The organism is Novosphingobium barchaimii LL02 (assembly GCF_001046635.1).
Classification (GTDB): domain Bacteria; phylum Pseudomonadota; class Alphaproteobacteria; order Sphingomonadales; family Sphingomonadaceae; genus Novosphingobium; species Novosphingobium barchaimii.
Genome location: NZ_KQ130454.1, coordinates 313551 through 328173 on the forward strand (window position 1 = coordinate 313551; position 14623 = coordinate 328173).

The window sequence follows — 14623 nt, forward strand, 5'->3', positions numbered from 1 at the left end:
GACGGGGCGGGCTCGCTCCCCTGCCGTCGACCCTGAGGGCATACCCTCAAGTTCATCCGCGCATCCGTAACTGCGGCTTTGTCCGGTATCCGCTACCGGGCGCCGACCACGCACGGGAAACGCAAAGCGTCAGCTACACGCTCCCGTCCCGCCGCTGGTATCGACCGAAATCGACAAGGGAGCATGTAACCTATTTGGTTATATAAGTCAAGTTTCGCTTATAGTTTGAGGACGAAGGCATCCTTCACGGGCCGGTCAGCCTTCACTTCCCCGAACTGGCGGAATGTATCGAAAACGACCTGCTGGCGTTCAATAACATTCCGGTCGATCGGCACGCGAAGGCGGCTGCCGGTGCTGGCCATTTCCTTCGCAATCGCGGGCGGCAGGCCGGTTTCCTGGGAGAGCACGCGGGCGAAGTCATCAACATGCGCGCTCGCCCATTGCAGCGCCTTCGCCTCGCGTTGGAGGAAATCGGCGAGCAGTGCGCGCTTGTCGCGAATCGCGCTTTCGTGGGCGATGTCGAAGCCGTATCCCTGCGTCAGCCCGCGTCCATCGATGGCGATCCGGTCACCTTCGGCAAGCGAGGTCGCGACATAGGGCTGCCAGGTCGACCAGCCATCCACCGCGCCGGTCTGCATCGCGGCGCGCGAATCGCTGGGGGCAAGGAACACCGTCTTCACGTCCTTGGCCGACAGCCCGGCCGACAGCATCGCGCGCAGCAGCAGGTAGTGGCCGACGCTGCCGCGCGTGGCGGCGATGCGCTTGCCCTTCAGGCCCTTGGCATCGCGGATCGGCGAGGCTGCGGGCACGACCAGCGCGATGGCGCCGGGCACCCGCTGCTGCGTCGTCTGCGCGCCGATCGCCTTGATCGGGCTGCCGGCCTGATAGGCGAACTGGAACGGCGCATCGCCGACCAGCCCGGTGTCCACCGCGCCGCTGCCGATGGCCTCAAGCAGGTTCTGCGCGGCCGGAAATTCCGACCACTCGATCTTGTAAGGCGCCCCGTCCAGCGCGCCGGAGGCCAGCATCAGCGACTTGGTGCCGCCCTTCTGACTGCCCACGCGCAGCACGCCTTCACCGCCGCCGCCCCGGCCGCAAGCGGCCAGGGCAAACGTCGTCGCAATCCCTGCAAGCAGGTTACGCCTGTCGATCATAAATCAGAGGTCCGTCCATAGTGGTTCGTCAGCGATCAGGATGCGGTGCAACTCGCGCGGGAAATCGCCGTAATTGCGCACCGCGTAATGCACCGCCGCGCGGTTGTCCCAGAAGGCCACCGTGCCCGGCCGCCATGAGAACCGCGCCTGCACGTCAGGCCGCTTGTACTGGCGCAGCACTTCGTTCAGCAACTCGGCGCTTTCCGAAAGCTCCAGCCCCAAAATCTGCGGCTGCTGCTGGAAGTTGACCCAGAGGATCTTCTGCCCGGTCTCTCGGTGCGTGCGCACCACCTTGTGGCTGACGATGGGGTATTCGTGGCCCGAAAGTTCCAGCGAGTCCGTGAAGTTATGCGTCACGTACTTGCCTTCGAGGCGCTGCTTCAGGTCGTCCGAAAGCGTTTCGTAAGCCAGGTTGCCGTCTACCCAGATGGTGTCGCCGCCAACTTCCGGCAGGTTCACGTCGCGCAGCACCGCGCCCCAGGTCGGGACCAGACGCCAGCTGGTGTCGGTGTGGTAGGCGTCGCCGGCCTTGAGCTTGCGGCCCAGCTTCTTCTCGTATTCGCGGTCGTATTTCGCGGCGATGGCGTGAACTTCCTTGTTCGCCGCGTCGTGCCGGGTGGTGGGGTGGGTGTAGAGCGGGCCGAAGTTGCCCGCGAACGCCGCCTGGCTCGCATCGTCGAGCGACTGGTCGCGAAAGAACACGACCTTGTATTTGAGCACGGCGGCCCGGATCGCGGCGCGCAGATCGTCGGTCAGCGGCCTGGACAGGTCGATGCCCTCGATCTCGGCGCCGTGGGAAGGCTGGACGGGCCGGATCACGAGGCCGGCATTGGCAAAGTCGAAAGTTGTGGCGGAAGTGGCCATGGTCATTCTCCTCTCTAATCGTTCAGGCGGCGACGCGCGCAGTGCGTGCGGCGGTGTTGCGGTTGGCCGGCACGTCAAGGCCGAGGTTTTCGCGCAAGGTCGTGCCGGCATAATCCCGCTTGTAGATCCCCCGGCTCTGGAGGATCGGCACCACCTCATCGACGAAGATCTCCAGCTGGCCGGGCAGCGATTCGAACAGGTTGAACCCGTCGGACCCGCGCTTTTCCAGCCATTGCTGAAAGCGGTCGGCGAGCTGCTCGGGCGTGCCGACGAAGCCGCCCTTGGGCGTCGCCACGCGCAGCGCGATCTGGCCCAGCGTCAGGCCCTCGCCCGCCCATTTGAGGATGCGTTCGGACGCGCTCTGGTTGCTTTTGCGCCCTTCCTCGGCGACCTGCACGGGGAAGGCGGCGTCGGGATCATAGACGCTGAAGTTGTGGTCGTTGAACGAGCGGCCCAGCGCCCGCAGCGCATTTTCCAGACTGACCAGTCCCGCCAGTTCCTCATGCAGCCGCTCGGCCTCCGCCTCGGTCGAGCCGACCACGGGGCGCGCGCCGGGCAGGATCAGCAGCTGCTCGGGATCGCGCCCGAAACCGCGCGCCCGCGCCTTGAGGTCGGCGTAGAAGGCCTGGCCCTCGGCAAGGTCTTCCTGATGGGTGAAGATCGCCTCGGCATGACGCGCGGCGAAAGTGCGGCCGTCCTCGGAGGAACCGGCCTGGAAGATCACCGGCTGGCCCTGCGGCGAGCGGCTGATGTTGAGCGGGCCTTTCACCTGCAGGAACTCACCCTTGTGGTTGAGTTCGTGCAGCTTGTCGGGGTTAAGGAACTGACCTGTCGCCTTGTCGCGCACCAGTGCATCGTCTTCCCAGCTATCCCACAGGCCCTTGACGACATCGAGGTATTCGTCGGCCAGGCGGTAGCGTTCGGCGTGGCCGAGGTGGTCGGTCTTGCCATAATTGGCGGCGCTGCCCGCCAGCCACGATGTCACCACGTTCCAGCCCGCACGGCCGCCGCTCAGATGGTCGAGCGAGGCGAACTGGCGGGCCAGGTTGAAGGGTTCGTTATAGCTGACCGTCGAGGTGCCGACGAGGCCGATGCGCTGCGTCACGGCCGCCACGGCGGAAAGGATCGTCAGCGGCTCGAACCGGTTGAGGTAGTGCGGCGAGGAGCGCGCGTTGATCGAGACGCTGTCGGCCACGAACAGGTAGTCGAACTTGCCGCGCTCGGCCGCCTGGGCCTGGCGGGTGTAGAACGCGAGGCTCGTACTGGCATCGACCTGCGCATCGGGGTGGCGCCAGTCGTCCCAGCCGGGACCGACCCCGTGCAGGATGAAACCGAGCTTTAGCTGTCTGTCTGACATGTCATTTCCTCCTATTTGCTGGGGTCAGTCTATGGGTGGGGATGGGGGTGGACCAACGCGAAGGACTGATAGGAAATTGAGTTTTCGCAATGGGTTGAGTGCATATTCGCGGCCCAATACCTTGCGTCACCCTGAACTTGTTTCAGGGTCCATCAGACCGCATACCCGGTGCCTCAATCAGCGAACCGAGGGCGCCGGTGGTGAAGCTGACCTTCCGGTCCAAACCGCCCGATGGACCCTGAAACGAGTTCAGGGTGACGGGCTTTTTGGGTGATAGGTCCGCCCTCGCCTCCGCCCTCAGCCCGCCAGCGCGACCTTGCGTTCGTCACGCCGCCCCACCTTTTCGCGCACCAGAGGGATCAGTTCGCGGCCATAGTCGATCGCATCGGCGAGCGGTTCGAAGCCGCGGATCAGGAAGTTGTCGATGCCGATGTCGTAGTATTCCAGCATCGCATCGGCGACCTGCTCCGGTGTGCCGACAAGCCCGGTGGAGTTGCCCGCCGCGCCGGTAAGCTGGGCCACGCCGGTCCGCAGGCGGCTGTCGCGGCGCTGCGAACTTGCGGTTTCGAGCAGGCGCAGCGATCCGGCATTGGGCGGACGGTGGCCGGAAGTGGGCAGCCCGGCCGCCTCGCGGTTGGCGCGGACCTGCTCGACGATGGCGTCCGCCTTCTTCCACGCGGCTTCCTCGGTATCGGCGATCACCGGGCGCAGCGAGAGCGAGAATCCCGGATTGCGGCCATGCTTCGCGGCGGCGCGGCGCACGGTGCGCACAGCCTCGCCGACCTGCTCCAGCGTTTCGCCCCACAGCGCGTAGACATCGGCATGGCGGCCCGCGACCTCGATGGCCTCGGGAGAGGAGCCGCCGAAGAACACCGGCAGGTTATCCGGCTTGATCGCGCTGAACGCACCGCGCGCTTCATAAAAGCGGCCGGAATGGTCGAAAGGCTGCTTTTCCGACCATTCGCGGCGCAGGATCTCGATATATTCGTCGCTGCGCAGGTAGCGTTCGGCCTTGAGGGTGTGGACGTCGCCGTCGCGGGCCATTTCCTCATCCGCGCCGCCGGTGATGATGTGCACCGCCACGCGCCCGCCCGAAAGCTGGTCAAGCGTGGCAAGCTGGCGCGCCGCCAGCGTGGGCTGGGTGAAGCCGGGGCGATGCGCGACGAGGAAGCCGAGCTTCTTGGTGATCGCCGCCGCATGGGCCGCCACGATCTGGCTTTCGGGCGAGGCCGAACCGAACGGGATCAGCACGCGGTCGAAGCCGCCCTTCTCCTGTTCGATCGCGGCTGCGTCGACGTATTCGCGGTCAAGCACGCGCGAGCGGGCGGCGTTGTGGATTTCGGAGGTATCGTTGAAGCCGATATAGCCGATGAACTTGACGGTCATTGTGAAGGACTCCCCTTGAGGATGGATCAGATGACGAAGAAGCCGTGGGTGCCGTCGCGCGCGAGCTGGGCGACGAGGCCGTATTCCCAGTCGAGATAGGCCTGCATGGCGGCCTGCGGATTGTCGGTGCCTTCATAGGGCCGCTTGTAGCGCCCCTCGGGTCCGCGCGGGGCCGGGCCGCCGTCGGGGCCGGTCTCCAGTTCCCCGTCGAACCCTTCGAGGACCAGCACTTCCCAGCCCAGTTGGGCCAGCCAGGATGCGGTCATGTCGGCGCGCGGGCCAAGGTCGTCGGCCAGCACGATGCGGGCTCCGCGCACGGGGGCGAAGTGGTCGGTTTCCTGTACCAGCTGGCCGCCTGGAGCATTGCGAAAACCCGGCAGGTGGCCGGCGCCGTAGGCATCCGGCTGGCGCACGTCGAAGCGGTAGAGGGTGCGATGCGTCTCCGCCTCGATCGCGGCAAGGCCGGCGGCATCGATGCGGCGCACGCCCGCGCGGTAGGCCACGTCGCGGGCGCGGCTGCGGGCATCGTCCGCCTCGCCGGGCAGGTCCACGCTTTCCTGACGGCCCTGCTCCAGCGTCTGGCCCGCCAGCGTCCAGCCGATTGTGCCGTTGCGCAGCGCGAAGACGCGGTTGGGCACGCCCGCATTGATGAGCGACTGCGCGCCGATGATGGAGCGGGTGCGCCCGGCGCAGTTGACGATGATCGTGGTGTCCGGGTCCGGCGCGGCCACGGCGGCGCGCAGCACCAGTTCCGCGCCCGGCACGCTGCGGCCGGTGGGGATGCTCATCGTCGCGTATTCCTCGAAGCGGCGTGCATCGAGGATGGCGATATCGGCCTTCTCGTCGATCAGCGCCTGCAGGTCGGGCGCGGGCAGCGAGGGCGTGCCGCGCCGATGCTCGACCAGTTCGCCGAACGCCTTGGAATAGCTGTTGACGTCCTCGAACAGCTCGTACCCGGCATCGCGCCAGCCCTGCAGGCCGTTTTCCAGCACATCGACATTGGTGAAGCCAAGGCCGCGCAGTTCCTCCACCGCGAAGGCGGCCAGCCCCTCGCTATCGTCGTAGACCACCACGGCCACGTCCTTGCGGGGGATGCGCCACTTTGCCTCGGCGGAGATGCGCGCCAGCGGGATCTGGGCGGCGAACAGCGGGTGTCCGGCGGCGAAGGGTGCTTCATTGCGCACGTCGATCAGCGCGATTTCGCGGCGGCTGAGCAGTGCGCTGCGTACTTGTGCAGGTGTGACGGTCATGCTGTCCTCGAAAGATCCCAGATGTTGGGAAGCGCGGTGTTGGCGTAGCCGGAGATGAAAGGCCGCTCCTCGCCATTGGCGCGGTAGGTGGCGCGTTCGACCGCGCCGATATTGCCGCCGTAGACATGGATCGAAATCGAGGTCCGGTCGGCTTGGGCGTTCTCGACGCGGTGGATATCGCCCCCCGGCCCAGTGGCACGCGGGTCGATCGCCTCGACCTCGGTTTCGAGCAGGTTGCGGGTCGGCCCTTGCTGGACCAGCGCGCCGTCAGAATCGCGGCGGCCGAAGCTCTGCACCTTTTCCGCCCCGCGCAGGACGCCGACGAGGCCCCATACCCGGTGGTCGTGGATCGGGGTCGCCTGCCCCGGCCCCCAGACGAAGGAGACCACGCTGAAGCGCTCGGCGCTGTCGCAGTGCAGGAGGTACTGCTGGTAGCGCTCGGGGTGGGGCTGGGCGTATTCGTCCGGCAGCCAGCCGTCGCGCGCCACCAGCCGGCCCAGCAGTTCAGCGCCGCGTCCCAGGATCACGCTCAGGTCGTCGGTACCGTCCAGCAGGCCCGCCAGGTCGCCTACGAAGCGGCGCAGCGGCGCAGTGTCGATAGCGGGGACGGTGACGCGCGGCGCCGGGCCGGAGGTGGCGAAGATGCTGCGCGCGTTCACGGACGCGCGCCTGCATGCAGCGCGACCACATCCGCCGGGCGCTCCTCGACCACGCCGCCCAGCGCGGACAGCAGGCGCTGGCGCAGCGGCGGCGCGATACCGGCACGCTCGGCCCCGCGCGCGGCGGTGATCCGCTCCTGCGCGACGATTTTGCCGCCGTCGAGCAGGATCACCCGGTCTGCCAGGGCGATCGCCTCGTCGACGTCGTGGGTCACCATCATCACCGCCGGGCGGTGACGGCGCCACAGCGAGAGTACGAGTTCATGCATACGGAGCCGGGTCAGCGCATCAAGCGCGGCGAAAGGTTCGTCCAGCAGCAGCAGGCCCGGCTCGCGCACCAGCGCACGGGCCAGCGCAACGCGCTGCGCCTCGCCGCCCGAAAGCGTCAGCGGCCAGGCTTCGAGCCGGTGGCCCAGGCCCACTTCCTGCAACGCATCCTGCGCCGCGTCGCGCGCGTTCGCGCCCTTCAGGCCGAGCGCGACATTGCGCCAGACCTTCTTCCACGGCAGCAGCCGGGCATCCTGGAACACCACCGCGCGCGATGACGGCACGGTCACGTCCTGCCCGTCCACCGGGTCAAGCCCGGCCAGCGTGCGCAGCAGCGTGGTCTTGCCCGAGCCGGAACGACCCAGCAGGACAACGAACTCGCCCGCGCCGATCTCAAGATCGAGCCCGGAGATGATGGTGTTCTCGCCAAAGCTGCGGGTGAAACCGCGCAGGCGCACGGCGGCTTCGGCGAAGGTCGGCGAGCTGGGAACTGTGGTGAACTGGGTCAGTCTGGCGTCCATGGCTGGTCCTTTCCTGAAGTATGGGGGGCGAGGCCGTTCAGGCCGTGACGATTTCGGGGCGCCAGGCGAGGGCGCGGCGTTCGATCAGACGCACCAGTCCGTCGGCGGCAAGGCCAAGGCCCGCGTAGATCATCAGGCACACCAGAATGATGTCCGTGCGCATGAAGTCGCGGGCATTGTTGATGAGATAGCCCAGGCCCGCCGAAGCATTGATCTGCTCCGCCACCACCAGCACCAGCACCGAGATGGAAAGCGAATAGCGCAGGCCCACCAGCAGCGCGGGCAAGGCGCCGGGCAGGATCACGTGCCACACCTGCGCGGCGCGGCTGAGGCCCAGGCTGCGGGCACCTTCCAGCAGGCGCAGGTCGGTGCCGCGAATGCCGCTGTAGAGGTTGAGGTAGACCGGAAAGATCGAGGCGAAGGCGATCAGCGCGATCTTGGGCGTCTCGCCGATGCCGAACCACACGATGAACAACGGCGTCAGCGCCAGCGTGGGGATCGTGCGCTTGATCTGCATCAGCGGATCGACCGCAACCTCGCCCTGCCTCGACAGTCCGGCAACCAGCGCCAGCACCACGCCCGTGGTCACGCCGATCGCCAGTCCGGCCAGGATTCGCAGGAACGAGACGTAAAGATTGGCCGTCAGTTCGCCCGAGACGGTCATCGTCCACAGCGTGGCCAGCACCTTTGACGGCGCCGCCAGCGTGCGTTCGGGGATCAGCCCGGTGCGCGATCCCGCCTCCAGCACCGCCAGCAGCAGCAGCGGCGAAAGCCAGCGCGCGCCGCCGATGGTCCGGGTCAATTGCTTCAATGCCGACATTCCATGTGCCTCGTGCCTTCGATGACCCGAAGGTGGCACCTGAATCTCTACTAATTCAATTGAGAAGGTCTGGACGAGCTATTTGCAGCGCTTATACTGAAGCCTCGAAACGCTCATACGGCGCCGGGACGTGCGGGATTCGGGGCGAATCCGGGGCATCCTCTTCAGATTCGACGCGCAAACAGAATTGCTTCTTGAGCCACAATCTCTACTATTTTGATTGAGAATCTGAAATACGTCATGGCGCTCTCACGCTTGCTTCCTCCGATGAAAGTCCGCCGATGCCCGTCAACCTTCCGACCAATCTCCTGCGCAGCTTCGTGGCGATCGTCGACACCGGCTCGATGCTTCATGCCTCGGAACAGGTGTTCGTCAGCCAGTCGGCGCTGAGCCTGCAGATCAAGCGGCTGGAGGAGCTGCTCCAGCAGTCGCTGTTCCACCGCGAGGGGCGGCGACTGGCGCTGACCGCGCACGGCGACCTCATGCTCGACTATGCGCGCAAGGTGCTGGCCCTGCACGACGAGGCGGTGGCGGCGGTCACCAATGGGCAGTTCGCGGGGCCAGCGCGGATCGGCATGGTGCAGGATTTCGCCGAACTGCTGCTGACCGGGCTGCTCTCGCAGTTCGCAGAGCTGCACCCGGAGGCGGAACTCTACGCCCGCATCGCCGGGACTGCCGAACTGCTGGACCTGCTGGAGCGGCGCCAGCTAGACATCGTGCTGGGCTTTGCCGCCGCGAATGACCGCCATGCGGTGACGACCGCGCCGATGAGCTGGTTCGGCAAGGAGGACCTCGCCCTGCTGGACACCGTCCAGCTGGCGGTTCTGGAGACGCCCTGCCGCTTTCGCGAGGCGGCCATCCGCGCGCTGGAGGACGCCGGGCGCCCCTATCGCATCACGGTCGAGACGCCCAACCTCACTACCCTGCGCGCGGCGGTGGACGCCGGGCTGGGCCTCACCTGCCGCACGGGCATGTTCCTGCACGATGCGCCGCTGACCGGCGGGGGCCTGCCCGACCTGCCGCATGTCTCGTGCATCCTGCACACCGCGCCGGGCCTCGACGGGCCGACCAGCCAGCTGTCCGAACTGGCGCGCGAGGTTGTGGCGGGATTGCCGGCCTGACAGCGGCTTATTCGATATTCTCAAGGGGCGCCAAGGGCTTCTCGTTGGTCGCCCTTGTTCGCCTGGCATAGCGTCCTCGTAGATAACCACGCACGAGGCCTGAAATGACTGCACCCCTGAACGACCGTTTCGCCGCGCTCCAGGCAGAGCGCGAGCGAACCTGGAAGCCCGAGCAGCTTGAGCGCAACGCCGCCCAGCGCCGCATCCTGACCGAACGCCACGATCCCGCCGCGCTGCCGGGCGTCGGTGATGAACTCGGCCCCTTCACCCTGATCGACCAGGACGGGCGCGAACTCACCCGCGAGGCGATCCTTGCCGATGGTCCGGCGGTGCTGGTGTTCTTCCGCTTCGGCGGCTGCCCGGCCTGCAACATCGCTCTGCCCTATTACAACGAGACGCTGCTGCCGCGCCTACGCGAGCGCGGAATCCGGCTGGTGGCGGTGAGCGCGCAGGTGCCCGTCGACCCCGAACTGATCGCCCGGCACGGCCTGGGCTTCACGGTCGCGGGCGATCCCGGCTATGCGCTGTCCCGCAGCCTGGGCATCACCTTCCTGCCCGAGGATCAGCCCGAGGTCACCCCGGGCCAGAACTGGATCGGCGCGACCCTTGGCACGGACAGCTACGAGATCGACAAGCCGGCGGTGCTCGTCCTGACACAGGACGCGCGCATCGCCTTCTTCGACGTCAGCCCGGACTGGCTTGAGCGCACCGAAACCGGCGCGATCCTGGCCGCCCTGCCCGAAACCGTCAGCGCGGCGGGCTGAACCACCCGCCGCCTAAAGCCCCTCGCCGCCGACCCAGTGTTCGTCGGCGAGGAAGCGGGCAAGGCCCCATACCTGGCGGCGGATATCGGGCACGGCCACGATCTCCCACGCCTCGCCCTTGGTGATCGGACCGACTGCCAGCAGATTGTCCTGAACCGCGCCGTCCGTCCCGCGCACCCGGCCCAGATGATCGACGTCCACCCCCAGCGCATGGGCATCGCCGGTGATCCGCCCCTGTTCCAGCAGCCCTTGCACCAGCGGCAGGTCCACCCGGCTCAGGTCGCAGTCCGGCCCCGCGCAGTTGTAGATGCGGTCGACTTCCAGCACCTGCGTGCCGCTCTCCCCGCGCGGGCGGTAGGACACTGCCGCGCGGCCGCCGCGTTCCTCTGCACCGCCCAGCTTGCCCGCCAGGTAGCGCAGCCGCCCGGACGCCTCCAGGTCCTCCAGCCGCTGCGCCACTGCGGGCGCCAGGCGGTGACGGTGGATGTCCCAGTAAGGGCGCAGATGCCGCAGGAAACTGGCCTGCGCCGTTACGGAATGGCGCCGCCAGATGTTCTGCGTATGCGGGCGCAGGCCATCGACCGCCGCCCGCCAGCCCAGTTCCGCCGCGCGCCGCCGCACTTCGCGCACCAGCTGCGAGCCGCGCTTGTCGGGGTCCTGCACCGGGGTAACCACCGGCCCGCTCTCGGCATGGCTATGCGGCCTCAGCCCGCGCCGTGACAGCACCGTCACCTTGCCCTTGAACCCCGAACTTTCCAGCGACAGCACAACGTCCGCCGCCGTCAGCCCGCTGCCCACGACGAGGACATGATCCAGGCCGTCCAGCCCCGTCACCGCCGGCGCATCCCACGGATCGGGATAATACAGCCCCTCAGGCAGCCCCTGCAGCACCGGATGCGGCACCGGCGGGAAATTGCCCAGCGCCAGCACCACCGACCGGCATTCCAGCACATCGCCATCGGCCAGCCGTACCCGCGCCGCGTCCACCCCGAAATCCACCGACAGCGCCTCGCCGTTGATGATCTGGGCATTCGGCCCGGCCTTGGCCAGCGCCTCGACCAGCGCCTCGCGCAAGTAGACGCCGTAAGTCAGGCGCGGCACGAAGCGATTGGCCTCGTCCTTGTCGGAAAATTCCATCCAGCGCAGGAAATGCCCGGCGTCGTCGGGAAAGGCGCTCATGTTGGCGGCGCGCACGTTGAGAAGGTGTTCGGGCCGCCGGGTGCCGAAGGCGACGCCTTTGGCAAGCTGCGCCGAACTGCGCTCGATCAGGGCCACTTTCACCCCGTAGCGCAGCAGGTTGATGGCCAGGAGCGTTCCGCTGAAACCCCCGCCGACGATCGCGATCGGCAGGTCCTGCGCGGCATTACGGCTGGTCATGAATTAGGCATTCCCGTGAATCTGAGAGCTATGGCTAGCAGGTAACGCACCGCACAACCTATTGGTTGTCCTCAAGTCAGGCGGCCTTTCGCCACAGCGGATAGCGCACCAGTTGCCCCCGCGCGGGCACCAGCGCTTCGATCGATTCGGCCGGCTGCAGGGCGGAGAGGATCGCCGGATCGGCCGCGTCCATGCCGCCGGTCAGCGCGCCGAAAGCGGGCAGGATCAGACGATTGCCGCTGTTCACCGCGCAAGGCCGCGCGATTCGCCGACCGCGCGCATGAACGATCAGCCGGGGGTGGAAGTGGCCCGAAACCTCAGCCTCGCGCGTGCCCGGCAGCGCCTGGTGGCGCAGCGCCAGGCCGCCGAGCATCAGTTCCTCCACCCGCGTGCCGCCTGCCTCGGCGCCCAGATGCGGATCGTGGTTGCCGGTAATCCACACCCAGTCGAGCGCGCGGGTCAGCGCGGCGAGCATTCCCGCCGCGTGCGGTTCCAGCCGCTGCGGCCCGGCGCTGTCGTGGAAATTGTCACCCAGCGCGAAGACCCGCCGCGCGCCTGTCAGCCGCACGGCCAGCGCCAGGCGTTCCAGCGTCTCGCGGCTGTCGTAAGGGGGCAGCATCTGGCCGGTGCGGGCAAAGAAGCTGGCTTTTTCCAGATGCAGGTCGGCGACCAGCAGCGCCTGTTCGCGCGGCCAGTATAGCGCGCTCGCCCGCGCCGCACCGCTGGAGGGCGCGCCGGGGACGCCGCAATCGACGAGGCGCATTTCCTCATCGTGGAACGAAAAGAGAACCATGGCTTTCCCTTGCCGCAGCCGCCGCGATTTGGCAAGCGCCGCGCAAGCAAAGGGCAAGCCCTGCCATGAGCACCTTGCCATGAGGACCTTGAATGACTGACTGGACCCCCTTCACCGCCCGCGCCAGCGACTGGTTCCGATCCCTGCGGGATGCAATCTGCGCGGAATTCGAAGCGATCGAGCGCGAGGCCGGGTCTGACGCCTCGTTCGAATATACCCCGTGGCAGCGCGCCGCGCTCGAAGGCGAGGACGCGGAAACCGGCGGCGGCACGCGCGGCCTGATGAAGGGCCGCGTGTTCGAGAAGGTGGGCGTCAACATCTCCGCCGTGTCGGGCGGGCTGGCGAAGGACTTCGCCGCGACCATCAACGGCGCCTCGGCGCAGCAGAACGCCTTTACCGCCACTGGCATCAGCCTGGTCGCGCACATGGCCAACCCGCATACGCCGGCCGTACACATGAACACGCGGTTCCTGACCACCACCAAGGCATGGTTCGGCGGCGGCGCCGATCTCAACCCGCCGCTGCCCTATGACGAGGACACGGCCGAGTTCCACGCCGCCTTCAAGGCCGCCTGCGACGCCCACGGCGAGGGTTATTACGACCGCTACAAGGCCTGGGCGGACGAATATTTCTACATCCCTCACCGCAAGGTCCACCGCGGCGTCGGCGGGATCTTCTACGACCACCTCGAATGCGCAGACGAAGCCGCATGGGAGGCCAACTTCGCCTTCACCCGCGCGGTGGGCGAGGCGTTTCTGGCCGTGTTCCCCAAGCTGGTACGCCGCCGCATGGGCATGGATTTCACCCCTGCCGACAAGGCGCAGCAGCTTGAATGGCGGGGGCGCTATGCGGAATTCAACCTCGTCTATGATCGGGGCACGCTGTTCGGCCTGAAGACGGGCGGCAACATCGACGCGATCCTCATGAGCCTGCCGCCCGAGGCGACCTGGAGCTGATACCCTCTTCGCCAGCCCGGTTGCCCCCGGCCGGACCCGCCGTTACGCTTGCCCCATGACAGCCCCGCGCCATCTCGACCGCCGCTCGCTTGCCCTTGCGGCGCTCTCGACCGTGGTGGAGTGGTACGACTTCACCCTGTTCCTCTACCTCGCCACCGTTCTGTCGCGGGTGTTCTTCGCGGGACACGGCGGCGTGCTGGCGACATTGGCGGGCTTTGCAGTCGCCTATCTCATGCGGCCGGTGGGCGCGATGGTCTTCGGCCATTTCGGCGACCGGCACGGGCGGCGGGCAACGCTGCTGGCGTCGATGGCGCTGATGACGGTAGCCATGCTGCTCACCGCCATGCTGCCCACCGCCGCGCAGATCGGGCCTCTTGCGGGGATATTGCTGCTGGCGCTGCGCTGCGTGATGGGCTTTGCGGTGGGGGGAGAATACACCGGCGTCGTCGCCTACCTGCTCGAAGGCGCGCCGGTGCGCAGGCGCGGGCTGGTGACTTCGCTGGCGGCCGCGACCAGCGAGGTCGGCGCATTGCTGGCGGCGGGGATCGCGGCGCTGACCGTCACTCTGCTGCCCGCTCCGGCGCTGGACAGCTGGGGCTGGCGTATCCCTTTCCTGTTAGGCGCAGGCCTGGCCGCGACCATCCTCTTCGCCCGCGCCGCCATGCACGAATCGCCGGAATTCGAAGCCAGCCGCGATGCCGGAACACTGGCCGAGCGTCCGCTGGGTCATGCTCTGTCCAAACACCGGGCGGGGATATTGCGCGGCTTCGCGATCTCGGCGCTGGGGTCTATCACCTATTACGTCGGCATCACTTATGTGCCGGTGTACCTGACGTCATCGGGCAGTCTGACTGAGGCGCAGGCGCTGCAACTGGCAACCGTGGCGGCGCTGGCGGTGATCGTGGTGACGCCGTTCGTCGGCATCGCTTCCGACCGCTGGGGCCGCCGCCCGGTGCTGATCGCGCTGGCGGTGCTGTGCGCGGGACTGCCCTATGCGCTGTTCCGCCTGCTTGCAGGTGCATCCTCCGGCGAGGCTCTGCTGGGCGCGGTGGTGCTGGCGATGCTGGCGGGCGGCGTCAGCGCGGTGGGCGCGGTGGCGACTGCCGAGCAGATGCCTGCCGAGGGCCGCCTCAGCGGCCTCGCGCTGGGCGCCACCACGGCAACCGCACTGTTCGGCGGCTTGACTCCGTGGCTGGCCCAGGTTTTGACCGAAAGCACCGGCTCACCCGTAGCACCGGGGGTGATGATCGCGGCAGTGGCGCTCGGCGTACTGCCGGTATTGCTGACCATGCGAGAGACCCGGCCCGGCAAGGACGCAGGGTAGTGCGTCAGCC

General features: G+C 67.5%; 14 protein-coding genes. 4 read left to right on the forward strand and 10 right to left on the reverse strand.

What is annotated here, in order from left to right; translation table 11 throughout:
- Positions 1 to 218 precede the first annotated feature (218 nt).
- The 8 genes from V474_RS11935 to V474_RS11970 all read right to left on the reverse strand — a co-directional run bounded on the left by V474_RS11935 (position 219) and on the right by V474_RS11970 (position 8278).
- Positions 219 to 1154 carry an ABC transporter substrate-binding protein gene (locus V474_RS11935; protein WP_059151714.1) on the reverse strand — a complete coding sequence of 312 codons (936 nt, stop codon included), beginning with the start codon at positions 1152 to 1154 and terminating at the stop codon, positions 219 to 221.
- A 3-nt stretch (positions 1155 to 1157) separates the two neighbouring features.
- A complete protein-coding gene (locus tag V474_RS11940; RefSeq protein ID WP_059151715.1) occupies positions 1158 to 2018 on the reverse strand; it encodes a TauD/TfdA dioxygenase family protein in 861 nt (286 codons plus the stop codon).
- 22 nt (positions 2019 to 2040) lie between these two features.
- Entirely contained in the window at positions 2041 to 3375 is a 1335-nt protein-coding gene (locus V474_RS11945) for an LLM class flavin-dependent oxidoreductase (RefSeq protein WP_059151716.1), read from the reverse strand.
- A gap of 297 nt (positions 3376 to 3672) precedes the next feature.
- Positions 3673 to 4761 (reverse strand): LLM class flavin-dependent oxidoreductase, encoded by a 1089-nt coding sequence (locus tag V474_RS11950; protein WP_059151717.1) that lies wholly within the window; start codon positions 4759 to 4761, stop codon positions 3673 to 3675.
- A 26-nt stretch (positions 4762 to 4787) separates the two neighbouring features.
- A complete protein-coding gene (locus tag V474_RS11955) occupies positions 4788 to 6011 on the reverse strand; it encodes a rhodanese-like domain-containing protein (protein WP_059151718.1) in 1224 nt (407 codons plus the stop codon).
- A complete protein-coding gene (locus V474_RS11960) occupies positions 6008 to 6670 on the reverse strand; it encodes a cysteine dioxygenase family protein (RefSeq protein WP_082699758.1) in 663 nt (220 codons plus the stop codon). The genes V474_RS11955 and V474_RS11960 overlap by 4 nt, the downstream gene beginning before the upstream one ends.
- A complete protein-coding gene (locus V474_RS11965) occupies positions 6667 to 7458 on the reverse strand; it encodes an ABC transporter ATP-binding protein (RefSeq protein WP_059151719.1) in 792 nt (263 codons plus the stop codon). Before V474_RS11965 ends, V474_RS11960 begins: the two co-directional genes overlap by 4 nt.
- A gap of 37 nt (positions 7459 to 7495) precedes the next feature.
- Positions 7496 to 8278, reverse strand: coding sequence for an ABC transporter permease (locus V474_RS11970; RefSeq protein ID WP_059151720.1), 783 nt, complete (start codon positions 8276 to 8278; stop codon positions 7496 to 7498).
- 281 nt (positions 8279 to 8559) lie between these two features.
- Here V474_RS11970 and V474_RS11975 point away from each other — a divergent pair, with 281 nt between their 5' ends.
- Together V474_RS11975 and V474_RS11980 are read left to right on the forward strand one after the other, a co-directional pair.
- Positions 8560 to 9399, forward strand: a complete 840-nt coding sequence (locus tag V474_RS11975; protein WP_059151721.1) for a LysR substrate-binding domain-containing protein — start codon at positions 8560 to 8562, stop codon at positions 9397 to 9399.
- A 104-nt stretch (positions 9400 to 9503) separates the two neighbouring features.
- Complete coding sequence (locus V474_RS11980; RefSeq protein WP_059151722.1) at positions 9504 to 10163, forward strand: peroxiredoxin-like family protein; 660 nt, start codon at positions 9504 to 9506, stop codon at positions 10161 to 10163.
- A 12-nt stretch (positions 10164 to 10175) separates the two neighbouring features.
- On the opposite strand, the gene V474_RS11985 is transcribed toward V474_RS11980, so the two are convergent.
- Together V474_RS11985 and pdeM are read right to left on the reverse strand one after the other, a co-directional pair.
- Positions 10176 to 11540, reverse strand: a complete 1365-nt coding sequence (locus V474_RS11985) for an FAD/NAD(P)-binding protein (RefSeq protein ID WP_059151723.1) — start codon at positions 11538 to 11540, stop codon at positions 10176 to 10178.
- Positions 11541 to 11616: 76 nt separating this feature from the next.
- Positions 11617 to 12333: a ligase-associated DNA damage response endonuclease PdeM gene (pdeM, locus tag V474_RS11990; RefSeq protein ID WP_059151724.1), complete on the reverse strand. Its 717-nt coding sequence runs from the start codon at positions 12331 to 12333 to the stop codon at positions 11617 to 11619.
- Between the two features lie 92 nt (positions 12334 to 12425).
- Here pdeM and hemF point away from each other — a divergent pair, with 92 nt between their 5' ends.
- Together hemF and V474_RS12000 are read left to right on the forward strand one after the other, a co-directional pair.
- Positions 12426 to 13289: an oxygen-dependent coproporphyrinogen oxidase gene (gene hemF, locus V474_RS11995; RefSeq protein ID WP_059151725.1), complete on the forward strand. Its 864-nt coding sequence runs from the start codon at positions 12426 to 12428 to the stop codon at positions 13287 to 13289.
- A gap of 55 nt (positions 13290 to 13344) precedes the next feature.
- Positions 13345 to 14613 (forward strand): MFS transporter, encoded by a 1269-nt coding sequence (locus V474_RS12000; RefSeq protein WP_059151726.1) that lies wholly within the window; start codon positions 13345 to 13347, stop codon positions 14611 to 14613.
- Positions 14614 to 14623 lie beyond the last annotated feature (10 nt).